Here is a 21,736-nt window from a genome sequence, read left to right as displayed (position 1 = left end):
CGTCGATTTGATATTAATCATGTCAATGATGGTTCGTCGCCCCGGGGTGAGGGGGCGGCTCAGTCGCGGTGACCGCACAGTCGCGACAGCCCCTCCCGATGCCCGACCTCGTGGCTCGACGGGAGACGCGCCCCCTCCGGGTCCTGGAGCCAGGCAAGCAGGTCCGCGTGTACGCGGTCGCGCTGCAGGTCGCGGGTCAGCAGGTGATGGCCCTCCGGGTAGAGGGCCAGGCGCCACTGTCCCGGCGGGCGCTGCGGGAGCCGATGGAGCATCAGACAGGTGGGTTCTGGCGGGATGACCTCATCCTGCTCGCCGTAAAGGATCAGTGCCCGCGAGTCCAGCTGCTCGCTGGCCTCTAGGGCGCGGTCCATGAGGTCGGTGACCCCGGCCAAGGCGCGGGCACTGACTTCGCGCTGGATGAGCGGATCCTCTCGCCACTCCTCGAGGACCTCGGGGTTGTCCGTCGGATCGACCCCCAGATCCTCGCCGCTCAGGCGCAGACCGGGGGTCAGGCGTGAAGAGAGCCACAGGCCGGTGCGCTGATACCAGGGCATCGCCTCGCGCCCCCAGACCGCCGGGGCCAGGAGCGCGGTGCCGGTGATCGCCTCCGGCGATTGTTCGGCGACCAGGATCATGGCGATGGCCCCGCCCATGCTATGGCCCATGAGGTAGAGCGGGGTATCGGGGTAGCGTTCGGCCAGCAGCTCGACGGCCGTGGCGGCATCGTCGATCAGTGCCTGCCCCCCAGGCCAGGTGCCCGCGTCCCCGGTTTCACCGAAACCTCGGTGGTCGTAGGCGTAGGTGGCGACCCCGCCCTCGGCGAGGTATTCGGCAGCGAAGCGCATGCCGCGGCTATAGTCATTGAGCCCGTGCAGCGCCAGAACCACAGCGTCGGCGCTGTCGTCGTGCTCGGGGCCCCAGCGTCGGTAAGGTAGCCGGTAACCGTCGTCGGCGAGGATGTACCCCTCACCCCAGGCGGGTGTCTCGCCGGGCGGGTCTGCCGGGCCGTCCACAGCGGCGCGGCTGCAGCCGACCGCCAGCGTGGCGAGCAGCAGCGGGGTGATGGCGAGGGTCAGTCTGCGCAAGGGGGCCCCGGTTGGCTGCCTACTGGTCGCGACGGCGCATGAACAGACGCATCTGCGCCTCGAGGCTGTCGGCAAAGGAACGCGCCTCGATCTCCCGGTCGATGGCTCGGTGGAGTTCCCGCAGCTGGTCGAGGGAGAGTTCCTGCAGCCGCTGCTTGATATCGGGTTGTTTCTGCAAGGGGTCTCGGTTCATCCGTCCTGAGTTGGTTGGCGCCTGGTGGGTGGCTTGCGTCTGCGACCTGTTCCGGTGGCTCAGGCGGCCTGAGCCTCGGCGGCCAGCTCATGGATGCGATCGACCATGGCGAAGAAGCCGTCCCGCCGGTTGGGGCTGAGGTTGCGCTCCAGTCCCAGCTGGCGGAACACCTCACGGATATCGGTCCGCTGGATCTCGTCCGGCGTGGCGCCGGAGTAGGCCATGAGCACCAGCGCAATCAATCCCTTGACGATGAAAGCGTCGCTGTCGGCGAGGAAGACCAGCCGCTGCGGGTCGTTTTCATCGCGCCGGCACACCAGCCAGACGTTGCTGGTGCAGCCCTCCACCCGGTTGGCCTCGGTCCGTTCCGCCTCCGGGAATTCCGGCAGTTGCCGGCCCAGGTCGATCAGGATGCGGTAGCGTTCCTCCCAGTCCTCAATGAACTCGAAGGTCTCCTTTAACTCGTTGAGATCCATAGGCTTTTATCGTGATCGGAGTCTGGCCGGTGCGGTGGGTCCGGCACCGGGCGGAGTACAGATAGGGATCTATAGGATAATACGTTACGACCGATTCCGCGAGGCCGTCCGCCGTGCGTAGACGGTAATCTCCTCACGGTCGTGATAGAGCTGCGCGGCGTGCACCCGCGCGCCGGTGGCTCGGATCGCCTCCAGGGCGTGGCGCACGGTCTCCAGTGGACGGCGCATGGGCAGCTTCAGATTGAATACTGCCGCCCTGGCCCGCGCCTCGCGCAGCCACTGTGCCATCAGGCGTGTGATCCCCTGCGGCCGGTCCACGACGTCGCAGACCAGCCAGTCCACCTCCGCTCGTGTCCGGAAGCGGAAGGCGTCGGTACGCCGGTGTTCGACACCGGGATCTTGGGCAAGGTCCGGGGCGAGCGGGCCGTTATCGATGGCGGTCACGGTGAGCCCGCGCTCGCGCAGCAGCCAGGTCCAGCCGCCCGGGGCCGCCCCGAGGTCCACGGCGTGTTCGCCGGGGTAGGGCTGCTCATGCTCCGGAACCAGGCGGTGGAGCGCCTCCTCGAGCTTGAGCACCGAGCGGCTTGGCGCGCTTCGCGGCATCCGCAGTCGGGGGATGCCGCCCGGCCAACCGCTGGCAGGGCCGACAGCGGCTAAGCAGTGGCGGGAGTCGGGGAACAGCAGGCGCAGACGCTGCTGCGGATCGCCGGCAGTCACCCCGGCCTGAGTCAGCGCGTGGCGCAGGGGGCCAGCGAAGCGTCGGCAGAAGCGGGCCAGGGGACGGCCTTCGTCGCTGTCCGGGTACTCGAGCCATGGGGAGGCACCGCCGGTCGCCGGGGGTAGCGCCGCCGCGATGGCTTCCGCGCGGCCGCCTTCCGGGAGCCCCTGCAGCTCGTCGACTAGGCCGGCTGCAGCGCGTGCAAAGACCAATGGCGGTGGCTGTTGCGGGGCGTCCCCGGCCGGGGCGTGGAAGACCACATAGGCGCTCTGCTCCCGTGCCCGGCAATAGCCGTGTACGCCGATTTCGCGCGCCGCTGCGGTAGCCTCGGAGGCGAGGCTCTGCTCGTAGCCGGCGCGGCAGTGGAGGATCCAGCCTTGCAGTTCCATGCCCCCATTCTACGGGTAGCGAGCCCGGGCCGGGGGCGACTATGCTGGAAGGGCGCAATCGTGCCGTGCACAAGGGGGATACCCATGGAAACCGTTCTTATCGTCGTCCTCGCCGTGCTGCTGGCGATCGTCGTCTCGGCGATTCGCGTCCTGCGCGAGTACGAGCGGGGCGTCATCTTCCAGCTCGGTCGTTTCTGGAGCGTCAAGGGGCCGGGGCTGATCCTGGTCATCCCCTTCATCCAGCAGATGGTGCGCGTGGATCTGCGCACGGTGGTGATGGATGTGCCAAGCCAGGATGTCATCTCTCGGGATAACGTCTCGGTCGGGGTGAACGCCGTGCTCTATTTCCGGGTCATCGACCCGCAGCGGGCCATCATCAATGTCGAGGATTTCCTCACGGCGGTGAGTCAGCTGGCGCAGACCACCCTGCGCTCGGTCCTCGGCCAGCACGAACTCGACGAGATGCTGGCCGAGCGGGACAAGCTCAACGCGCACATCCAGGAGATCCTCGATCAGCAGACGGACTACTGGGGCGTGAAGGTCGCCAACGTGGAGATCAAGCACGTCGATATCGACGAGTCGATGATCCGGGCCATCGCCCAGCAGGCCGAGGCCGAGCGTGCCCGGCGGGCCAAGGTCATCCACGCCGAAGGCGAGATGCAGGCGGCCGAGAAGCTGCGGGATGCCGCCGAGGTGCTCGGCCAGAGCCCGGCCTCGCTGCAGCTGCGCTACCTGCAGACCCTGGTCACCGTGGCCAACGAGAATGAGAGTTCTTCGATCGTCTTCCCGCTTCCGCTGGAGCTGTTGCGTGCCTTTGGATACAGCGAGGGGCACGGGCCTGGTAGCGGTGCCCACGGGCAGGGGACGACCACCGGGGATGGAGGTGCGCGCTGAGCCGACGGCGGAGCCAGGGGGTCGAAGGTGGGGAGCGCCGGGGACGGCCGCGGCAGCGGCCCGCCCCCGGCGCCGAGGATGCCGCGCAGATCGAGGGCTTTCTCGACGCCCTGTGGGCCGAGCAGGGGCTTTCCGATGCGACCCTGTCGGCCTATCGCTCGGACCTGGAGGGGTTTGCCGCGTTCCTTGACCGGCGCCACGGGGGCGGGCTTGCCACGGCGCAGCGCAGCGATGTCTTGGCCTATCTGGCCGAGCGGGTGGCCGCCGGGGCGCGGCCGCGGACCACGGCGCGTCTGCTCAGCAGCCTGCGCCGCTTCTATCGCCGGCTGGTATCGACCGGGGTCCGTGGCGAGGATCCCACCGCCGAGGTCGAGGCGCCCCGTCTCGGCCACCCCCTGCCGGGCACGCTGACCGAGCGCCAGGTCGAGGCCCTGCTTGCTGCGCCGGATACCGACGAGCCGCTGGGACTGCGGGACCGCTGTCTGCTTGAGGTGCTCTACGCCACCGGGCTTCGGGTCTCGGAGCTGGTGGCATTGCGGGTGGACGGGGTAAGCCTGCGCCAGGGTCTGGTGCGGGTCGTCGGCAAGGGGGGGCGGGAGCGTCTGGTCCCGCTAGGCGAGGAGGCCCTGGACTGGCTGCGCCGATACCTGGATGAGGTGCGTCCGCTGCTGCTTGGTGGTCGGGTGGCCGAAGCCCTATTCGTGACGCGCCGCGGAGAAGGGCTGACGCGTCAGGCCTTCTGGTACCGGGTCAAGCGCTACGCCGTCGAAGCGGGGATCGATCCGGCCATCTCGCCCCACACGCTGCGCCATTCCTTCGCCACGCACCTGCTCAACCACGGTGCGGATCTGCGTGCTGTACAGATGCTGCTGGGCCACGCCGATCTGTCCACCACCCAGATCTACACCCACGTGGCCCGGCAGCGTCTGCAACAGCTCCATGCCGCGCACCACCCGCGCGGCTGAACCCGGCCGGAGGCTCAGCGCTCCAGGTGCTGGAGCTTGTCCGGCTTGCCGTCCCACTCCTCGGCGTCCGGCGGCGGATCCTTCTTCTCGGTGATCAGCGGCCACTTCTGGGCGAGCTCGGCGTTGAGCTCTAGGAAGTGCTCCATGGACGGCGGCAGGTCGTCCTCGGAGTAGATAGCCTCGGCCGGGCACTCCGGCTCGCAGAGGGTGCAGTCGATGCACTCATCCGGGTCGATGACCAGGAAGTTCGGCCCCTCGTGGAAGCAGTCCACGGGGCAGACCTCCACGCAGTCGGTGTACTTGCACTTGATGCAGTTCTCGGTGACGACGTAGGTCATGTAACTGGCTCCGTTGCCGTTTCAGGTCCTTCACCTGGGAGGTGATGGTGCCCAACCGGGCACCCTACCCGCGGCGAGCATTCTAACGACTCATGCACCGCGGTCCTACTCCTCGCACTGTCCCTTCAGCCAATAGATGGTCTCGAGGGCTTCCCGCGGGGTCAGCCCATCCGGGTCAAGGTTTTCGACCGCCGTGCGGACCGGGTCCGGTTCGGGCTCCGGCTGCGCCGGCGGCTGCAGGACCGGTTCGGGGCCGAACAGCGGCAGCTGGGCGGAGCCGCTGTCGTCGCCATCGCCCGACTCGAGGCTGCGCAGCTTCTCCCGAGCTGCCTGGAGGACCTCCTGCGGGACCCCGGCGAGGGCGGCCACCTGCAGTCCGTAGCTCTGGTTGGCGGGGCCGTCGCGCACGGCGTGCAGGAAGACGATGCGTTCGCCGTGTTCGGCGGCCTCCAGGTGGACATTGATGACCCCGGGGTGGATTTGCTCCAGGGCGGTCATCTCAAAGTAGTGGGTGGCGAACAGCGTGAAGGCCCGGATGCGCGTGGCGAGGCGCTCGGCCGTCGCCCAGGCCAGGGCCAGGCCATCGAAGGTGCTGGTGCCGCGGCCGATCTCGTCCATCAGCACCAGGCTCTCGGCGGTGGCGTTGTGGAGGATGTTGGCCGTTTCGGTCATTTCCACCATGAAGGTGGAGCGGCCCGAGGCAAGGTCGTCGGCGGCACCGATGCGCGTGAAGATGCGGTCGATGGGGCCCAGGACCGCGCGTTGCGCCGGGACGAAGGCGCCGGCGTAGGCTAACAGCGTGATCAGGGCGGTCTGCCGCATGTACGTCGATTTGCCGCCCATGTTCGGACCGGTGATCAGCAGCATGCGCCGGCGGTTGTCCAGGCGGACGTCATTGGGCACAAAGGGGGCATCCAGGGCCTGTTCGACGACCGGGTGCCGGCCGCCCTCGATGCGTACCCCGGGGGTGTCGGCCAGCTCCGGCTGGACATAGTCGAGGGTCCGGGCCCGCTCGGCAAAGGCGGCCAGGGCGTCTAGCTCGGCCAGTGCGGCGGCGCTGTGCTGGAGGGGGGTTAGCTCGGTGGCGAGGCCGGCAACCAGCTCTTCGTAGAGCGCCTTCTCGCGGGCCAGGGCGCGCTCGCGGGCGGAAAGGACCTGCTCTTCGAAGCGCTTGAGTTCCGGGGTGATGAACCGCTCGGCCGCCTTGAGGGTTTGGCGGCGGGTGTAGCGCTCCGGCATTTGGCTGCTCTGGCTGCGGCTGACCTCGATGTAGTAGCCGTGGACTCGGTTGAAGCCCACCTTGAGGGTCGGGACCCCGGTGGCCGCCCGCTCCTCGGCCTCCAGCGCAGCCAGGTAGTCATCGGCATTGCGCGACATCGAGCGCAGCTCATCGAGTTCGCCGTCGAAGCCGTCAGCAATGACGCCGCCGTCACGCACGGTTGCCGGCGGTGCATCGATGATCGCCCGCTGCAGCAGGTCGACGGTCTTCGGGTGTTCATCGAGCTCGACCCCAAGCTCCTGCAGGCGGTGGCTGTTGAGCTGCCCGAGAAGGATCTGCAGCTGGGGCAGACGCTCCAGCGCATCGCGCAGGCCGGTCAGATCCCGAGGGCGCGCCGTGCCGAGGGCGACCCGGGCGAGGATGCGCTCGACGTCGGCGCAGCCTTCTAGGGCGTTGCGCACGTCGGCGAAGGCACCGTCGGCCAGGGCAGCCACGGCGGCATGGCGGGCAGCGATGGTCCCGCTCTGACGCAGGGGGCGTTGGAGCCAACGGCGCAGCAGCCGGCCGCCCATCGCGGTGACGCTGGTGTCTATCACCGAAGCCAGGGTGTGCTCGGTCCCCCCGGAGAGGTTGCGCTCGATCTCCAGGTTGCGCCGGCTGGCGGCGTCGATGGTGATGGCCTCGTCCCTCGACTCGACGGTCAGGGCGCCCACGTGGGGCAGGGCAGCCCGCTGAGTCTCATTAATGTACTGCAGGAGCGCACCGGCGGCGGTCACCGGGGCGTGCAGCTCCTCGGCGCCGAAACCGGAGAGGTCGTGAGTGCCCAGCTGGCGCAGGAGCAGGCGCCGGGCTGTATCGTGCTCGAAGTGCCACGGCGGGCGGCGCTGTGCCACGCATCCCCCCTCCGGCGCCGGAGTCTGGTCATCATCGGGGAGGATGAGTTCCGCGGGCCTTAGGCGCTCGAGCTCGGCAGCGAGGGACTCCTGGTCGGGTGCTTCGAGCACCGAGAAGCGCCCGGAGGAGAGCTCTAGGGAAGCCACGCCGAATCGGCCCTTGGGCCCTGGGGCCACGGCGGTGAGCAGGTTGGCACTGCGCTCCTCGAGCAGGGCGTCCTCGGTCAGGGTGCCGGGGGTGACCACCCGCACCACCTGGCGCTCCACCGGCCCCTTCGCGGCGTTGGGATCGCCGATCTGCTCGCAGATGGCCACCGACTCGCCGAGCCGGACCAGGCGGGCGAGGTAGCTCTCGACGGACTGGACTGGCACGCCGGCCATCGGGATCGGCGCGCCCGCTGATTCGCCCCGGGTGGTCAGGGTGATGTCGAGGAGTTTCGCGGCGCGCTCGGCATCCTCATAAAATAGTTCGTAGAAATCACCCATCCGGTAGAACAGCAGAGTCTCCGGATACTCCGACTTGATGCGCAGGAACTGTCGCATCATCGGGGTGTGTCCGGCGCCTGCCTCGGCGGTTTCGGCCTCTTGGGTAGCTGCTGCCATGGGGTGATTCCGGTGCCGCGTTGGATGAGGGGGAGATATGGTACACGACGACCGCACACTGCAAGAGCACGCGCGACAGGTTGGTGAGGCGTTGCAGCGATACGACCTCAGTCTGGCGGTGGCGGAGTCGTGCACGGGCGGGTTGCTGGCCAAGATCCTGACCGATGGTGGTGGTGCGTCCAGCTGGTTCGAGCGTGGGTTGGTGGTTTACAGCAATACGGCCAAGCGGGAGTTGGCAGGCGTCCCGCAGCGACTGATCGAGCAGCACGGCGCGGTCAGCCAGGAAGTGGCCGAGGCGTTGGCCCTTGGGGTGCTGGGCCGCGCGCCGGTGACTCACAGCGTGGCGGTGACTGGTGTCGCCGGCCCCGAGGGCGGGACGGCGGCCAAGCCCGTGGGCACGGTGTGGATCGCCTGGGGGTCGCCGGCCGGGGTCCAGGCCCGGATGTACCGGTTCCCAGGGGATCGGGACGCCGTGCGCCGGGCCAGCGTGGCTATGGCCCTTGAAGGGCTGCTGGAGCGTTGCCGGGGGGCGGCTTGAGCGGTGGTGCGGACAGGCCGCGTCTATATCAGATACTCCAGCGCTGGGCGCTAGCGGCCGATACCTCGAGTCAGGGGGCGTGACGGCGCCAAGGATGCCGGCGGGGCTGTTAGAATCGTTCGATGGTGCCGGGTGAAAGACTCGGCCGGGTTGTGGAATAATCCGCGACCCTGGCGGCGGGCCGGTGGCAGGGACGCAGACCGGGTCGAGGGGGCGCCGGAGCCCGTCATCATGGGGCAATCACGCGACGAGGTGGATTCGGAAATGGATGACGATCGCAAGAAGGCGCTCGGCGCCGCATTGGGGCAGATCGAGAAGCAGTTCGGCAAAGGCGCCGTCATGCGCATGGGTGACGCCCGCGCCGTGCGCGGGGATGTCAAGAGCATCTCCACCGGGTCACTGGCCCTGGATGTGGCGCTGGGTATTGGTGGTCTGCCGCGCGGGCGGGTGGTCGAGATCTACGGGCCGGAGTCGTCCGGGAAGACGACCCTGACCCTGCACATCATCGCCGAGGCGCAGAAGGCTGGTGGCGCGGCGGCGTTCGTCGACGCCGAGCACGCGCTGGATCCGGACTACGCCGAGGCGGTGGGGGTGGATATCAACGACCTGTTGGTCTCGCAGCCGGATACTGGCGAGCAAGCGCTGGAGATCGCCGATATGCTGGTCCGCTCGGGAGGGCTCGACGTGGTGGTGGTCGACTCGGTGGCCGCCCTTACGCCGAAGGCCGAGATCGAAGGCGAGATGGGCGATTCCCACGTGGGTCTGCAGGCGCGGCTGATGTCCCAGGCGCTGCGCAAGCTCACCGGCAGTATCCAGCGCTCCAACACTTTGGTGGTTTTCATCAACCAGATCCGCATGAAGATCGGTGTGATGTTCGGCAGCCCCGAGACCACTACCGGTGGCAACGCGCTCAAGTTCTACTCGTCGGTGCGCATGGACATCCGCCGCCTCGGGGCCATCAAGAAAGGTGACGAGGTCCTTGGTAACGAGACCCGGGTCAAGGTGGTCAAGAACAAGATGGCACCGCCGTTCAAGCAGGCGGAGTTCGAGATCCTCTACGGCGAGGGGATCTCCCGCGAGGGTGAGATCATCGACATGGGCGTCGCCCAAGGGTTCGTGGACAAGTCCGGTGCCTGGTACAGCTACAACGGGGATCGCATCGGGCAGGGCAAGGACAACGCCCGGCAATTCCTGCGCAACAATCCGCAGATCGCCGCCGACATCGAGGCCCGCATCCGCGAGAAGGTCCTCGGTACGGCTATTCCCGAGGCCGAAGCGACCGAGGGCGACGGTTCCGGCTCGGATTCGGACTCCGGCAAGGGGGCATGAGCGAAGCCGGGGTGGAGCCCGGGGCTGTGCGGGATGTAGCCCTGCGCCTGCTGGGCCGGCGCGAGCACACGCGGCGTGAGCTGGCGCAGAAGCTGGCCCGCCGCGGTTTCGATCCGGGCGAGGTGGAGCCGGTGCTCGAGGCCCTGGTCGATGAGGGGTTGCTGGACGAGACGCGCTTTGCGGAAGTCTTTGTGCGCAGCCGCGTCGAGCGGGGCCAGGGTCCGGTGCGTATCGCGCAGGAGCTTCGCCAGCGCGGAGTGATCGGCGGTGTGATCGACGAGGCGCTGGCGGACGCCGGTGTCGATTGGTGGGAGCAGGCCCGCGCGGTCCGTCAGCGTCGCTTCGGCGCGGTCGTTCCTGCGGATCGTCGAGAGGCGCTGCGGCAGGCGCAATTCCTGCAAAGGCGCGGGTTTACGGCAGAACAGGTGCGTGCGGCTGTGGCCGCCGCGGACGAAGACGACGAAAGGGGCCCGTATGGGTGAGAACATGACATCGGCGCAGTTGCGCGCCGCCTTCCTGGAGTTCTTCAGGGAGCGGGGGCACGAGGTCGTGCCGAGTTCGCCGTTGGTGCCGGCCAACGACCCGACGCTGCTCTTTACCAACGCCGGGATGGTCCCCTTCAAGGAGGTGTTTCTCGGGCGGGAGCAGCGCGGCTACCAGCGGGCCGCGAGCAGCCAGCGCTGCGTGCGCGCCGGCGGTAAGCACAACGATCTTGAGAACGTCGGCTACACCGCCCGGCACCACACCTTCTTCGAGATGCTTGGCAACTTCTCGTTCGGCGATTACTTCAAGCGGGATGCCATCCGCTACGCCTGGACATTCCTCACCGAGGTGGTCGGCCTTCCGGCCGAACGGCTCTGGGTTACGGTTTACGAGGACGATGACGAGGCGGCGCGGATCTGGCTGGAAGAGATCGGCGTGGATCCGGCGCGCTTCCGGCGCATCGGTGCCCACGATAACTTCTGGTCCATGGGCGATACCGGCCCCTGTGGTCCGTGCTCCGAGGTCTTCTACGACCACGGCCCCGAGGTTGCGGGCGGTCCGCCGGGGTCCGAGGACGAAGACGGCGACCGCTATATAGAGGTCTGGAACCTCGTCTTCATGCAGTATGACCGCGACGCCGAGGGCAATCTGCACCCGCTACCGAGCCCATCCATCGACACCGGCATGGGGCTGGAGCGTCTGGCTGCGGTCATGCAGGGCGTTCACGATAATTACGAGACGGACCTGTTCACGCCGTTGCTGGATGCTGCCGGCGAGATCGCCGGGGTGGCCGACCGGCGCAAGCCGTCGCTCAAGGTGGTCGCCGACCATATCCGGGCCTGCTCCTTCCTGATCGTCGACGGGGTGCTGCCCTCCACGGAGGGGCGCGGCTATGTGCTGCGACGCATTATTCGCCGGGCCGTGCGTCACGGCTACCAGCTGGGCATCGATGAGCCGTTCTTCTATCGCCTGGTCGAGTCGCTCGACACGGTCATGGGGGAGGCGTTCCCTGAGCTTCGCGAGCGCCGGGAGTTTGTCGAGAAGATCCTTTTCCAGGAGGAGAAGCGCTTTCGCGAGACCCTCGAGGACGGTCTCGCGCTGCTCGACGACTACCTTTCGGGCAGCGACAGCGGGGTGATCGACGGTGAGGTCGTGTTCAAGCTCTACGACACCCACGGGTTCCCGGTGGACCTGACCGCCGATATCGCCCGCGAGCGCGGCCTGGAGGTGGATGATCAAGGCTTCGAGGCGCGCATGGCCGAGCAGCGCGAGCGCGCGCGGGCGGCGAGCCGGTTCGGCGGTGCCCGCGAAGAAGTGGTCGATGCCGGGGAGAGTCGCTTTACTGGCTACGAGACGCTGGAGGATGTCGGCTCGGTGACCGGCCTGTATCAGGATGGCCGCTCGGTGCAGCAGCTGCAGGCTGGTGAGCAGGGCATGGTGGTTCTTGACCGGACCCCGTTCTACGCCGAATCGGGTGGCCAGGTGGGCGATCGCGGCGAGATCCTGGCCAACGGGCTACGCTTCCGGGTAGAGGACACCGTCAAGCAGGGAGACGCCCACGGCCACCTGGGGCGGCTTGAGGCGGGCCAGCTGGGCGTAGGGGACCAAGTGACCGCTCGGGTGGATCGCGGGACTCGCGAAGCGACCGTGCGCAACCACTCTGCCACCCATCTGCTGCACGCAGCCCTGCGCGAAGTTCTCGGCGACCATGTCCAGCAGAAGGGGTCTCTGGTGGCACCGGACCGGCTGCGTTTCGATTTCTCCCACTACGAGGCGCCGTCGCGCGAAGAGCTGGCGGGGATCGAGGCGCGCGTCAACGAGGAGATCCTCACCAACCACCCCGTCGAGGCCGCGAACATGGCCTACGAGGAAGCGGTGCAGGCCGGGGCCATGGCCCTGTTCGGTGAGAAGTACGGGGATACGGTGCGGGTGATCTCGGTGGGTGATTATTCCCGGGAGCTCTGTGGCGGCACCCACGCCGCGCGGACCGGTGACATCGGTCTGTTCAAGATTGTTGACGAGACCGGCGTTGCCGGCGGGGTGCGCCGTATCGAAGCGTTGACCGGTGAGCGTGCCCTTGGCTGGGTCCAAGAGGCCGAGGAGCGACTCAATCGCCTCTCGGATCTGTTGCGGGTGGGTCCCGACAACCTGGTGATGAAAGTCGAGCAGCTCAGCGAGCGCGCCCGCGAGCAGGAGAAAGAGATTGAGCGCCTCAAGCAGAAGCTCGCGACCCAGGCCGGTCGGTCACTGCTAGACGATGCTGGCGAGGTTGCCGGTGTCCGCTTCCTGGCCACCTGCGTTGAGGGGGGTGGCAAGGGGTTGAGGGATACACTGGATCAGCTCAAGAACCAGCTCGGTAGCGGGGTGATCGTGCTGGCGGCGGTCCAGGGCGAGAAGGTTCAGTTGGTCGCGGGCGTGACCAAGGATCTGACCGATCGCCTCTCCGCCGGTGATCTGGTTAATCATGTCGCCGCCCAGGTCGGGGGGCGTGGCGGAGGACGGGCGGACTTCGCCCAAGCGGGCGGGAAAGACCCAAGCCGCGTCAATGATGCGTTGGCTTCTGTAGAAGCCTGGATTAAGGATAACTTGACTTAATGGCGTCTTATAACCATCCTATAATGCTTTCAATAGGAGGGTGAGGCGCCCCTGCTAGCTGAGGAATGCCCATGGGGCTGGTAGTCAAAAAATTCGGTGGAACTTCGGTCGGGACGACCGAGCGCATCCAGGCAGTGGCCGAGAAGGTCAAGGCCAGCCGCGAGGCCGGAGAGGACGTGGTCGTCGTCGTCTCCGCGATGAGCGGTGAGACCAATCGCCTGGTCGAGCTTGCCGAGTCGATCCACTCCGATCCTCCGGCACGTGAAGTGGACGTGCTTCTGTCCACCGGTGAGCAGGTCACCATCGCCCTGCTGACCATGGCGCTGGAGCAGATCGGCTGTCCGGCGCGCTGTTACACCGGTGCGCAGGTGCGGATTCTGACCGACAGCTCATTCAGCAGGGCGCGGATCCTCGATATCGATGCTGAGCCGTTGCAAGAGGATCTGCAGCGGGGACGTGTCGTGGTGGTCGCGGGCTTCCAGGGTGTCGACGAGGAAGGCGCGCTCACCACGCTGGGCCGTGGCGGTTCCGATACCACGGCCGTGGCGCTGGCAGCTGCACTGGAAGCGAGCGAGTGCCAAATCTATACCGACGTGGATGGGGTCTACACCACCGACCCGCGCGTCGTGCCCGAGGCGAGGCGGTTGGACCGTATTACGGTCGACGAGATGCTGGAGCTATCCAGCTTAGGCTCCAAGGTCCTGCAGATCCGGGCCGTGGAGTTCGCCGGCAAGTACCGCGTCCCCCTGCGGGTGCTGTCCAGCTTCGAAGAAGGGCCTGGAACGCTCATCACCTACGAGGAAGAGGGAATGGAAGAGCCGCTGATTTCCGGTATTGCGTTCAATCGCGATGAAGCGAAGATCTCTGTCATCGGGGTGCCGGACACGCCGGGGATCGCGGCGAAGATCCTCGGGGCGGTGGCCGACGCGAACATCGAAGTGGACATGATCATCCAGAACATCAGCCAGCAGGGGCTGACGGATTTCACGTTTACGGTCCACAAGCGCGATTATCAGGCCACCCTGGATCTGGTCCGGGACAACGCCGAACAGCTGGGGGCCCGGGAGGTTTATGGCGATGACAAGATCGTCAAGCTCTCCCTGGTCGGCGTCGGGATGCGTTCCCACGCCGGCGTGGCGAACACCATGTTCCGTGCGTTGTCCAACGAGGGGATCAATATCCAAATGATCTCAACCTCTGAGATCAAGATCTCGGTGGTTGTCGAGGAGAAATACTTGGAGCTTGGCGTGCGCGCCCTGCACAAGGCCTTTGAGTTGGATGTCCAGCCCGTGGCCGAGCTTGAGGGTCTCTCCGACGAGTAGCGCAGTTTCGGTCCTTCGGGGCGCAAAGAGGTGACGGCTAGGTCCCGGACCGCCCTGGAGGGCGAAGCGGCCGCCCGCTCAAGAGGCGCCGGTGGCGGTGGCATAATCAAGGAGTCAAGTTCGATGCTTATACTCACGAGGAGAGTGGGCGAGACGCTGATGATCGGCGACGATGTCAGTGTGACGGTGCTCGGGGTCAAGGGTAACCAGGTGCGAATCGGTGTAAATGCGCCGCGGGATGTCTCCGTGCACCGTGAAGAGATCTATGAGCGGATCCGTCACGAGAAGGATGGCGATGTCCCGGAGGCGGCCCCTGGGCAGGGTGCCGATTCGCAGTAGCTCGAGGGTTTACGGGGAGGGGGTCTATCCCTTAAGGTACGCACCCTACGGAGAGATGGCCGAGTGGCTGAAGGCGCTCCCCTGCTAAGGGAGTAAGGGCGAAAGCCCTTCGAGGGTTCGAATCCCTCTCTCTCCGCCAAAACAACGGTTGACTCGGCAAGCAGTCAACGGCAGAATAAAGCGCTTTATAGCGCCGGTAGCTCAACTGGATAGAGCATCTGACTACGGATCAGAAGGTTGGGGGTTCGAATCCTCCCCGGCGCGCCAGCATCCGAAAAGCCCGGCCCGTAAGGGCCGGGCTTTTTTTACGGGTGGTGCTCGCCCAGGCCCTGACGGCCGACCCAGTCGCGGGCGAACTGCCAGGCCACCCGTCCGCTGCGCGAGCCGCGATCCAGGGCGTAGGCCAGTGCCGCCTGGCGGGTCGTCTCGGTGTCGCCATCGATCCTCCCGCCCAGATACTCGATCCAGCCACGGACGATCTCCAGGTAGCGTTCTTGGGCAAAAGGGTGGAAGGAGAGGCGTACGCCGAAGCGCTCGGACAATGAGATGCGTTCCTCGACCCCGTCGCCGTGATGGAGCTCGCCCCCGCTGAGGTGCGCCTGGCGATTGTCCGCCATGTGCTCGGGGACCAAATGCCGTCGATTGGATGTGGCGTAGAGCAGGGCGTTTTCGGCGCTGGAGGTCAGGGAGCCGTCCAGCACCGCCTTGAGGGCGCGGTAGTGCTGGTCGCTCGCGTCGAAAGAGAGATCATCGCAGAAGATGATGAACCGTTCGGGGCGTTGGCCGAGCAGCGGCAGCAAGCCGGGTAGATCGGTCAGGTGCTCGGGCTCGATCGCGATCAGGCGCAGGCCCTGCTCGGCGTAGGCGGTGTGCAGGGCCTGAATCAGTGACGATTTGCCGGTGCCGCGTGCCCCCCAGAGTAGCGCGTTGTTCGCTGGCAGCCCGGCCAGGTGCTGCCGGGTATTGCGGACCAGGGTCTCTTTCTGGCGCTCGATGCCCCGCAGGTGACGGAGTTCGACCCGCGTCGCGGCGGGGATGGGTTCCAGCCAGCCCTGGCCGGCGCGCCGGCGCCAACGAAAGGCGGTGGCTGCGTCCCAGTCTGGCGCCGCCTCGGCGGGCGGGAGAAGGGGTTCGATGCGTTCGAGGAGTTGCTCGGCGCGGTCGAGGAATTGTTCGAGGCGGTCCATGACCCTCCCTTTCTCGTTGGCGTTGCACGCTTGAGTCCTGGTTCAGTTGTTACCATGGCGATCATGATCCGCTTTCACGATATCACCCTGCGCCGCGGTCCAGAGCCCCTCCTGGAAGGGGCGAGTGCCGCCATCGACCCGGGGCACAAGATCGGGTTGATCGGTGCCAACGGCTCGGGCAAGAGCACCCTGCTGGCTCTGCTTCGCGGTGAGCTGGCCACAGATCGCGGCGAAGTCGAATACCCCGGCGGGTGGCGGATCGCCTCGATGGCACAGGAGACTCCGGCGCTCGAGCGCGCGGCGGTGGACTTTGTCCTCGATGGGGATGCGGTTCTGCGCGCGGCGGAGCAGGAGGTGGCCGCCGCCGGGCGCGCGGGGGACGGGCACCGGATCGCGTCCGCGCATGCCCGGTTCGAGGCGGCGGATGGCTACAGCGCGCGGGCGCGGGCCGAAGAGTTGCTGCACGGCCTCGGGTTCGCCCCCGCAGATTCGCAGCGGCCGGTATCGGCGTTCTCCGGCGGCTGGCGGGTGCGGCTGAGCCTGGCCCAGGCACTGATGACGCCGTCGGATCTGCTGTTGCTCGACGAGCCGACCAACCACCTCGATCTGGAGGCGGTTCTTTGGCTCGAGCAATGGCTTCGCGAGTACACCGGGACGCTGTTGCTGATCTCCCACGACCGGGCGTTGCTCGATCGGGTCGTCGACGGGGTGCTGCACATCGAGCAGCGCCGACTCACCCTCTACAGCGGCGGCTACAGCGATTTCGAGCGCCAGCGGGCCGAGCGCCTCGCCCGGCAGCAGGCGCTTTACGAGAAGCAGCAGCGTGAAATCGCGCACATGCAGCGGTTTATCGATCGCTTCCGGGCCAAGGCGAGCAAGGCTCGGGCCGCCCAGAGCCGGATCAAGGCGCTGGAACGTATGGAGGGGGTTGCACCGGCATACGCAGATTCGCCCTTCGAGTTCGGGTTTAGCGACACGCCTGCCGTGGCCAACCCCTTGATCATGCTGGATGGGGTAGATCTGGGATATGCCGCCGACCCCGTCCTGCGCGGGGTGGCCCTAAGTCTGGCGAAAGAGGAGCGCGTTGGCCTGCTGGGACCCAATGGCGCCGGCAAGTCGACGCTGGTGCGTGCCCTTGCCGGCGAGCTGGCCCCGCTGGCTGGCGAGATGGTGCAGGCGTCGGGCTTGCGGGTCGGCTACTTCGCCCAACATCAACTGGAGCAGCTGGATCCCGAGGCCAGTCCACTGGCGCATCTTCAGCGCCTTTCGCCGGAGGCCTCGCCCCAACGGCTGCGGGATTTCCTGGGTGGTTTCGCCTTTGTCGGGGATCAGGCTACCGCCGCGGTGGCGCCGCTCTCCGGTGGCGAGAAGGCCCGGCTGGTGCTGGCGCTGCTGGTCTGGCAACAGCCGAACCTGCTGCTGCTCGACGAGCCGACCAACCACCTCGATCTGGAGATGCGCCACGCACTCACCCGGGCCCTGCAAGGGTTCACCGGGGCGGTGGTGGTGGTTTCCCACGATCGCAGCCTGCTGGGGGCAACGGTTGAGCGCTACTGGCTGGTCGCCGATGGCGGTGTTCGGGGCTTCGATGGCGATCTGGACGACTACCACCGCTGGCTGCTCGAGCGGCGCCGTGGGGGAGACGGACCACGACGAGGTGACGGGCGTGGTGCCCGGGAAGCCACCCCGGAAGCCGCCCATACTGCCGAGCAGCGCAAGGCGCAGCGGCGCCGGCAGGCTCAGCAGCGCGCGGCACTGAAGCCGTTGCGCGAGCGCGCCGAGCAACTGCTCGAGCGCATCGAGGCGTGCGATCAGGCGCTGGCTCGTTTGGAGGCGCAGCTTGGCGATCCGGAACTCTACAGCGGCGACAACGAGGCCCTGACCGGGCTTCTGCAGGAGCAGGGTCGACTGCAGCGTGAGCGGGATGCGCTGGAAGCGCAGTGGATCGAGGCGGAGGAGGCGGTCGAGGCCGCTCAGGCCGCGGGTCAGTAGCTGTCGTGAAGCGGATGTCAGGCGGGGGTGCCGGCCGGGCGCTGGCTACCCGGCCGGCCAGGGGGTCAGGCGCTCAGGTCGCTACGGATCTGCTCGCGGACCCGGTGGATCCAGACCAGCGCCGCGATGATCAGCGCTGCGCCGAGGCCCAGCACGGCGGCCTGCTCCGGATTGCTGAGCAGCTCCATCTGTTTGCCCGGGGCGAGGTCCGTCAGCACCTTGCGGCTGGCGTCGTCGGCGGTGGCACAGAACTGCGCGAAGGCGAACCCGACGTAGACGACCACGGTGCCCAGAAAGCCTACTAGCGCCGCCTGCCGGATTCGTTCGGACTGCTGGTAGCCACGTTCATAGTCCCAGTAGCCCAGCGCCGTGCGCTGGAACTCGAACTCTGCGGCGCGCAGCTTGTTGCCGATCTTCTCGTAAAGGAAGAAGGCAATGCCGATCAGCACTGCGGCGATGGCCACCCACGGGCTCACCGCCAGGTGCTCGCTCCAGAACTGCTCCACCAGGTAGGCGGTGACGAAGTGCGCCACCAAGAGGATCGCCAGAACGCTGCCCCAAAGCAGCGGGATCCGGCGATTGGTGTAGATCCGTAGCGCTTCGATAATCTCTTCGTTGCGTTTCATAAGCCAATCCTTTCCGTTGTCCGCTCCGGTGCGTGGGGCGAGGGCGCCCGGGGCTTCGCGCGGAGCAATCCGCTAGCAGCGCGGCATTAACCTACTCGCCGGTGTCTGCGGCTGCAAGCAGTCGAGGCGTTTTTCTGCATCCGAGGTATCGGTTTTTCTAACAGTGTCGGTCAGCCGTGGCTGACGTTGCCGAGTCGTTCCTGGAGCGTGTTGAACAACTGGCGTGCCGGCTCGCTGGGCCGCCCGGCGCCACGGTGGAGGGCCAGCTCGATGCTGGGCAGTTCCGGTAGCCCCGTCTCCTGTCCCAGTGTGCGCAGATCCGGATCGAGCATCGAAGGGGTGAGAACCGTCACGGCCAGCCCGGAGCGGACTGCCGCGCGCAGCCCGGCCAGGCTGGTACTGGTATAGGCAATGCGCCAGGGGAAGTCGGCGGCCTCCAGGGCTTCGACGGCTTGCTCGCGGAAGGTGCACACGCCCTGGCGGGAGAGGGCGAGCGGGAGTGGTTCGCGCTCCTCGGCGGCGTACGCCGCCGCTGCCGCCCAGACGAGGGGCTCGCGGCGCAGGACCTCGCCGCCCGGGCTTTTCGGTTGCCTGGTAACGACGGCCAGGTCCAGCTGGCCCGCCTGGACCTGCTCGATCAGGTCAACGCTCAGGCCGCCACTGACTTCGAGCTCGATGCCGGGGTAGCGGGCCTCGAAATCGCTCAGGCTCTCCGGCAGGAACATGATGTAGTCGTCGGGGATTCCCAGCCGAACCCGTCCCTCCATGCGCTCCTCCTGAAGCTCCTGCCAGGCGAGGGCATTTTGCTGCAATAGCCGACGCGCGTGGGCGAGCAGTCGTTCGCCCTTGGTGGTTGTCGCCAGCTTGCGCTGGTCGCGGCGCAGAAGGCGGTAGCCGGCCAACTCCTCCAGGCGGGTAATGTGAGCGCTGACAGTGGATTGGGCAAGGTGCAGCTGTTCGCCGGCGGCCGTGAAGCCGCCTTGTTCAACGACCGCGACGAAGGTCTGGAGCAGCGTTAGATCGAGGATGCGTGTCTTCATGAGCGATCGAGCAACGTGATCGGTTGATTACGAAGATTCGTTTGGAAGATCGAATGATGAGCCCTATATTACGCGGCCCGTTCAGTTCCATCAAAAGGTTAGAGGAGGTCATGCGTTGCTGAACCGTGCGCTGCTTTCGGGTCTTGTGGCTGGTGTTTTTTCGGTAAGTCTGTGGGGCAGTCTGCCGTTGTTGCGCCAACTTACCGAGTTGCCGGCCATGATGACGACGGTAGTGGCCCTGATGGCGGCCGCTGCGGTCGCTTGGTGTTCGGCAATTTTGGTGCGTGAGCCGCACGGCCGAATGCCGGACCCGGATCTGAGCTACTGGCTCGGCGGCGTGCTCTCGCTTGTGGCAGCGCTCTACCTCTACTTCGCCGCGCTGGCCTGGGGGGAGCCAGCACGCGTGACGTTGGTCACGTACCTGTGGCCAGTGGTGTTCGTGCTTGTCGCCAATTGGTTGGCCGGGCGCGGGGTTCAGCCCCGGGTGCTCGTCGGGATGGTCGTGGCGTTTGTCGGCGTGGCGCCGCTGATCCTGGGAGACGCGCCTGCCGGGGTGGAGACTCCGCTGGTCGCTTACGTCTTCGGGGTGATCAGTGGTTGTGCTTGGGCGGCGTTCTCGGTCTACCTCACGCAGGCGGGCTCGATCCCGTTCCGCGGCTATGCGCGAATGTTCGCCCAGGCGGCGCTCATCGCCGTGGTGCTCCAGCTCCTGCTTGGTGAGAGCGTCAGTGCACCTCAGGGTACGGACTGGCTGGCGGCCGCCCTGATCGGCGTGGGTCCGTACGGGATTGCGTTCATGACCTGGGGGCTCGCCCTGCGCAAGGGTCCCACCGGGCTGCTCGGTGTGCTGACCTACATGGTCCCGGTCATCTCGGCGGTCCTGCTGGTTCTCACCGGCTTTACCGAGCCGGAGCCGGCTCTGCTGATCGCGGGCCTGGCCGTGGTCGGCGGTGCGCTGCTGGCGCAGAGCGCCGAGGGTCAGTCCGAGTCGGGTGCCGCCGAGCGGGACCCGGACGCAGTGGAAGAAGCCTCAGCCCGCCGGGCGATGGATCGGGCCAGCCCCGAGAATATGAGGGAGTGAGCTGGGGCTAGGGCGTACCAGTAGAGTAGGCCCCAGACCCCGGCCGGGTGCCAGTGGTTGGCCACCGTGATTTCGGTGCCGCCCCCGGTTCGCGGCGTGAGCTCGATCTCTAGTACGCCGGAGCCGGGGGCGCGCATGCCGAACCACAGGGTCATCCGCCGCTCCGGTTCCAGTTCGATAACCCGCCAAGAGTCGATCATGTCGCCCACGCGTAGCTCCGTCGGGTGGCGTCGGCCATAGTTCCTGCCCGGTCCGCCTACCAGCCAGTCCAGGGTCTCGCGGATTTTCCACAGCGCGTTGGCGTAGTAGTAGCGGTTCTCGCCCCCGATGGCGGTGACCACGGGCCAGACGGCATCGGGCTCCGCGGTGGTGACGGCGGAGCCGTGGGCCTTTTTGGCGTAGTAGCTGTAGTCGATCCGGTAGTTGCGGAACATGAAGGCGCCCTCGGTCCAGCGGGCCGCCACGGACCGCTCGCGCTCGGCGCGGAAGACGTCGCGCACGGCGCCGCGGAAGTCCCGCAGCTGCTGGGGTACCAGGCGGCGGATCTCGCTGTCATCGGCCCGGTAGTCCTCACGCAGCCCCTCGATCAGGGCTCTGGCGATCGGTGTGGGGACGGCGGTGACGAGGCGCAGCCAATAGGAGGAGAGCTTCGGAGTCAGCAAGGGGACCGGGATCACTTTCGGGGGGCGCCGTCCCGCCTCCTCGGCGAGGATGCGCATCATCTGGGCGTAGGTCAGGTGTTCCGGGCCGGCGACGTCCAGAATGGCTCCGGCGGTTTCCTCGCACTGCGGTGCCCGACGCAGGTACTCAAGAAGATCCTGCAGCGCAATGGGCGGCGACTGCGCAAAGACCCAGCGCGGCGTGACCATGATCGGGAGGTGGAGCACTAGGTCGCGCATGATCTCGAACGCCGCCGACCCAGGTCCAACGATGATGCCGGCCCGCAGCTCGGTCACCGGCACGGATCCTTCGCGCAGGGTATCGCCGGTCTGTCGCCGCGAAAGGATGTGCGCGGAAATCGCCGACTCGGGCACCAGTCCACCGAGGTAGACGATTCGACGCACCCCGGCCTCCGCGGCGGCAGCCGCGAAGTTGCGGGCCGCCTCGACATCCAGGGTCCCGAAGGCCTTGCCGGCGCCCATGGAGTGGACCAGGTAGTAGGCCACGTCCGCACCCTGCAGGGCCGGTACTAGGGTCTCGGGCTTGAGGGCGTCGGCAGCGACCAGTTCGGCCCCTTCCCACTCGCGGGCTTCGAGCACCTCGCGGTTGCGGGCAACCGCCCGCACCCGGCAGCCGGCTTCGAGCAGTTCGGCGACCAGGTGGGAGCCGATATAGCCGCTGGCGCCGAAAACCACGTAACGCGAGGAGTTGTTCGCCGCGGAGTCGTGCTGCGGATGGTCCGTGTCCATGATCCTGCTCTTCCCCTGCGTC

General features: G+C 67.2%; 20 protein-coding genes and 2 tRNA genes. 12 read left to right on the top strand and 10 right to left on the bottom strand.

Features of this window, described 5'->3' with window-relative positions:
• Positions 1-59: 59 nt before the first annotated feature.
• The 4 genes from LRA98_RS04280 to rlmM form a co-directional block, all read right to left on the bottom strand.
• On the bottom strand, positions 60-1,085 hold the full coding sequence (locus LRA98_RS04280) for an alpha/beta hydrolase (protein ID WP_238632503.1): 1,026 nt from the start codon (positions 1,083-1,085) through the stop codon (positions 60-62).
• Positions 1,086-1,104: 19 nt separating this feature from the next.
• Positions 1,105-1,263: a hypothetical protein gene (locus LRA98_RS04275; RefSeq protein ID WP_201171187.1), complete on the bottom strand. Its 159-nt coding sequence runs from the start codon at positions 1,261-1,263 to the stop codon at positions 1,105-1,107.
• Between the two features lie 74 nt (positions 1,264-1,337).
• Entirely contained in the window at positions 1,338-1,754 is a 417-nt protein-coding gene (locus tag LRA98_RS04270) for a SufE family protein (RefSeq protein ID WP_201171135.1), read from the bottom strand.
• A gap of 84 nt (positions 1,755-1,838) precedes the next feature.
• A complete protein-coding gene (gene rlmM / locus LRA98_RS04265; protein ID WP_238632502.1) occupies positions 1,839-2,861 on the bottom strand; it encodes a 23S rRNA (cytidine(2498)-2'-O)-methyltransferase RlmM in 1,023 nt (340 codons plus the stop codon).
• 84 nt (positions 2,862-2,945) lie between these two features.
• Here rlmM and LRA98_RS04260 point away from each other — a divergent pair, with 84 nt between their 5' ends.
• Positions 2,946-3,755: a slipin family protein gene (locus LRA98_RS04260; protein WP_238632501.1), complete on the top strand. Its 810-nt coding sequence runs from the start codon at positions 2,946-2,948 to the stop codon at positions 3,753-3,755.
• Between the two features lie 89 nt (positions 3,756-3,844).
• Positions 3,845-4,720, top strand: a complete 876-nt coding sequence (gene xerD / locus LRA98_RS04255) for a site-specific tyrosine recombinase XerD (protein WP_238632550.1) — start codon at positions 3,845-3,847, stop codon at positions 4,718-4,720.
• A 14-nt stretch (positions 4,721-4,734) separates the two neighbouring features.
• On the opposite strand, the gene fdxA is transcribed toward xerD, so the two are convergent.
• Both fdxA and mutS read right to left on the bottom strand, forming a co-directional pair.
• The gene (gene fdxA, locus LRA98_RS04250; protein ID WP_011814444.1) at positions 4,735-5,058 is read right to left on the bottom strand and encodes a ferredoxin FdxA; all 324 of its coding nucleotides are present in this window, start codon (positions 5,056-5,058) and stop codon (positions 4,735-4,737) included.
• A gap of 105 nt (positions 5,059-5,163) precedes the next feature.
• Positions 5,164-7,773, bottom strand: coding sequence for a DNA mismatch repair protein MutS (gene mutS / locus LRA98_RS04245; protein ID WP_238632500.1), 2,610 nt, complete (start codon positions 7,771-7,773; stop codon positions 5,164-5,166).
• A 37-nt stretch (positions 7,774-7,810) separates the two neighbouring features.
• Between mutS and LRA98_RS04240 the strand changes: the two genes are divergently transcribed.
• From LRA98_RS04240 to LRA98_RS04205, 8 genes are all read left to right on the top strand, one after another.
• Positions 7,811-8,311 (top strand): CinA family protein, encoded by a 501-nt coding sequence (locus LRA98_RS04240; protein ID WP_201171127.1) that lies wholly within the window; start codon positions 7,811-7,813, stop codon positions 8,309-8,311.
• A gap of 264 nt (positions 8,312-8,575) precedes the next feature.
• A complete protein-coding gene (gene recA, locus LRA98_RS04235) occupies positions 8,576-9,640 on the top strand; it encodes a recombinase RecA (RefSeq protein WP_201171181.1) in 1,065 nt (354 codons plus the stop codon).
• The gene (gene recX, locus LRA98_RS04230; protein WP_201171124.1) at positions 9,637-10,122 is read left to right on the top strand and encodes a recombination regulator RecX; all 486 of its coding nucleotides are present in this window, start codon (positions 9,637-9,639) and stop codon (positions 10,120-10,122) included. The genes recA and recX overlap by 4 nt, the downstream gene beginning before the upstream one ends.
• A gap of 4 nt (positions 10,123-10,126) precedes the next feature.
• Positions 10,127-12,718, top strand: coding sequence for an alanine--tRNA ligase (alaS, locus tag LRA98_RS04225; RefSeq protein WP_201242223.1), 2,592 nt, complete (start codon positions 10,127-10,129; stop codon positions 12,716-12,718).
• Between the two features lie 71 nt (positions 12,719-12,789).
• Positions 12,790-14,040 (top strand): aspartate kinase, encoded by a 1,251-nt coding sequence (locus LRA98_RS04220; RefSeq protein ID WP_201171121.1) that lies wholly within the window; start codon positions 12,790-12,792, stop codon positions 14,038-14,040.
• A 123-nt stretch (positions 14,041-14,163) separates the two neighbouring features.
• Positions 14,164-14,379, top strand: a complete 216-nt coding sequence (csrA, locus tag LRA98_RS04215; RefSeq protein ID WP_201171118.1) for a carbon storage regulator CsrA — start codon at positions 14,164-14,166, stop codon at positions 14,377-14,379.
• Positions 14,380-14,428: 49 nt separating this feature from the next.
• Positions 14,429-14,518, top strand: a tRNA-Ser gene (locus LRA98_RS04210).
• Between the two features lie 51 nt (positions 14,519-14,569).
• Positions 14,570-14,646 (top strand) — tRNA-Arg (locus LRA98_RS04205).
• Between the two features lie 38 nt (positions 14,647-14,684).
• Here LRA98_RS04205 and LRA98_RS04200 read toward each other — a convergent pair.
• Positions 14,685-15,566, bottom strand: coding sequence for an ATP-binding protein (locus LRA98_RS04200; RefSeq protein ID WP_201242179.1), 882 nt, complete (start codon positions 15,564-15,566; stop codon positions 14,685-14,687).
• A gap of 63 nt (positions 15,567-15,629) precedes the next feature.
• On the opposite strand from LRA98_RS04200, the gene LRA98_RS04195 reads away from it, so the two are divergent.
• Positions 15,630-17,558, top strand: coding sequence for an ATP-binding cassette domain-containing protein (locus LRA98_RS04195; protein WP_238632549.1), 1,929 nt, complete (start codon positions 15,630-15,632; stop codon positions 17,556-17,558).
• 65 nt (positions 17,559-17,623) lie between these two features.
• On the opposite strand, the gene LRA98_RS04190 is transcribed toward LRA98_RS04195, so the two are convergent.
• The gene (locus LRA98_RS04190; protein ID WP_238632499.1) at positions 17,624-18,184 is read right to left on the bottom strand and encodes a hypothetical protein; all 561 of its coding nucleotides are present in this window, start codon (positions 18,182-18,184) and stop codon (positions 17,624-17,626) included.
• A 170-nt stretch (positions 18,185-18,354) separates the two neighbouring features.
• On the bottom strand, positions 18,355-19,224 hold the full coding sequence (locus LRA98_RS04185) for a LysR substrate-binding domain-containing protein (protein WP_238632498.1): 870 nt from the start codon (positions 19,222-19,224) through the stop codon (positions 18,355-18,357).
• A gap of 145 nt (positions 19,225-19,369) precedes the next feature.
• Between LRA98_RS04185 and LRA98_RS04180 the strand changes: the two genes are divergently transcribed.
• Positions 19,370-20,305, top strand: coding sequence for a DMT family transporter (locus LRA98_RS04180; protein WP_238632548.1), 936 nt, complete (start codon positions 19,370-19,372; stop codon positions 20,303-20,305).
• Here the strand turns inward: LRA98_RS04180 and LRA98_RS04175 are convergent.
• Complete coding sequence (locus LRA98_RS04175) at positions 20,203-21,714, bottom strand: SDR family oxidoreductase (protein ID WP_238632497.1); 1,512 nt, start codon at positions 21,712-21,714, stop codon at positions 20,203-20,205. The genes LRA98_RS04180 and LRA98_RS04175 overlap by 103 nt on opposite strands.
• Positions 21,715-21,736: the final 22 nt, after the last annotated feature.

This window comes from Halorhodospira sp. M38 (assembly GCF_022227985.1).
GTDB lineage: Bacteria > Pseudomonadota > Gammaproteobacteria > Nitrococcales > Halorhodospiraceae > Halorhodospira > Halorhodospira halophila_A.
The sequence above is the reverse complement of the archived record's forward strand: the minus strand, read 5'-3'. Positions and strand labels throughout refer to the sequence as shown.

What these genes read in the sequence shown, in the direction of transcription:
- LRA98_RS04270 (WP_201171135.1), bottom strand. Translation starts at nt 1,754, where the DNA reads ATGGATCTCAACGAGTTAAAGGAGACCTTCGAGTTCATTGAGGACTGG.
- rlmM (WP_238632502.1), bottom strand. Translation starts at nt 2,861, where the DNA reads ATGGAACTGCAAGGCTGGATCCTCCACTGCCGCGCCGGCTACGAGCAG.
- LRA98_RS04260 (WP_238632501.1), top strand. Translation starts at nt 2,946, where the DNA reads ATGGAAACCGTTCTTATCGTCGTCCTCGCCGTGCTGCTGGCGATCGTC.
- fdxA (WP_011814444.1), bottom strand. Translation starts at nt 5,058, where the DNA reads ATGACCTACGTCGTCACCGAGAACTGCATCAAGTGCAAGTACACCGAC.
- mutS (WP_238632500.1), bottom strand. Translation starts at nt 7,773, where the DNA reads ATGGCAGCAGCTACCCAAGAGGCCGAAACCGCCGAGGCAGGCGCCGGA.
- LRA98_RS04240 (WP_201171127.1), top strand. Translation starts at nt 7,811, where the DNA reads ATGGTACACGACGACCGCACACTGCAAGAGCACGCGCGACAGGTTGGT.
- recA (WP_201171181.1), top strand. Translation starts at nt 8,576, where the DNA reads ATGGATGACGATCGCAAGAAGGCGCTCGGCGCCGCATTGGGGCAGATC.
- recX (WP_201171124.1), top strand. Translation starts at nt 9,637, where the DNA reads ATGAGCGAAGCCGGGGTGGAGCCCGGGGCTGTGCGGGATGTAGCCCTG.
- alaS (WP_201242223.1), top strand. Translation starts at nt 10,127, where the DNA reads ATGACATCGGCGCAGTTGCGCGCCGCCTTCCTGGAGTTCTTCAGGGAG.
- LRA98_RS04220 (WP_201171121.1), top strand. Translation starts at nt 12,790, where the DNA reads ATGGGGCTGGTAGTCAAAAAATTCGGTGGAACTTCGGTCGGGACGACC.
- csrA (WP_201171118.1), top strand. Translation starts at nt 14,164, where the DNA reads ATGCTTATACTCACGAGGAGAGTGGGCGAGACGCTGATGATCGGCGAC.
- LRA98_RS04200 (WP_201242179.1), bottom strand. Translation starts at nt 15,566, where the DNA reads ATGGACCGCCTCGAACAATTCCTCGACCGCGCCGAGCAACTCCTCGAA.
- LRA98_RS04195 (WP_238632549.1), top strand. Translation starts at nt 15,630, where the DNA reads ATGATCCGCTTTCACGATATCACCCTGCGCCGCGGTCCAGAGCCCCTC.
- LRA98_RS04190 (WP_238632499.1), bottom strand. Translation starts at nt 18,184, where the DNA reads ATGAAACGCAACGAAGAGATTATCGAAGCGCTACGGATCTACACCAAT.
- LRA98_RS04185 (WP_238632498.1), bottom strand. Translation starts at nt 19,224, where the DNA reads ATGAAGACACGCATCCTCGATCTAACGCTGCTCCAGACCTTCGTCGCG.
- LRA98_RS04175 (WP_238632497.1), bottom strand. Translation starts at nt 21,714, where the DNA reads ATGGACACGGACCATCCGCAGCACGACTCCGCGGCGAACAACTCCTCG.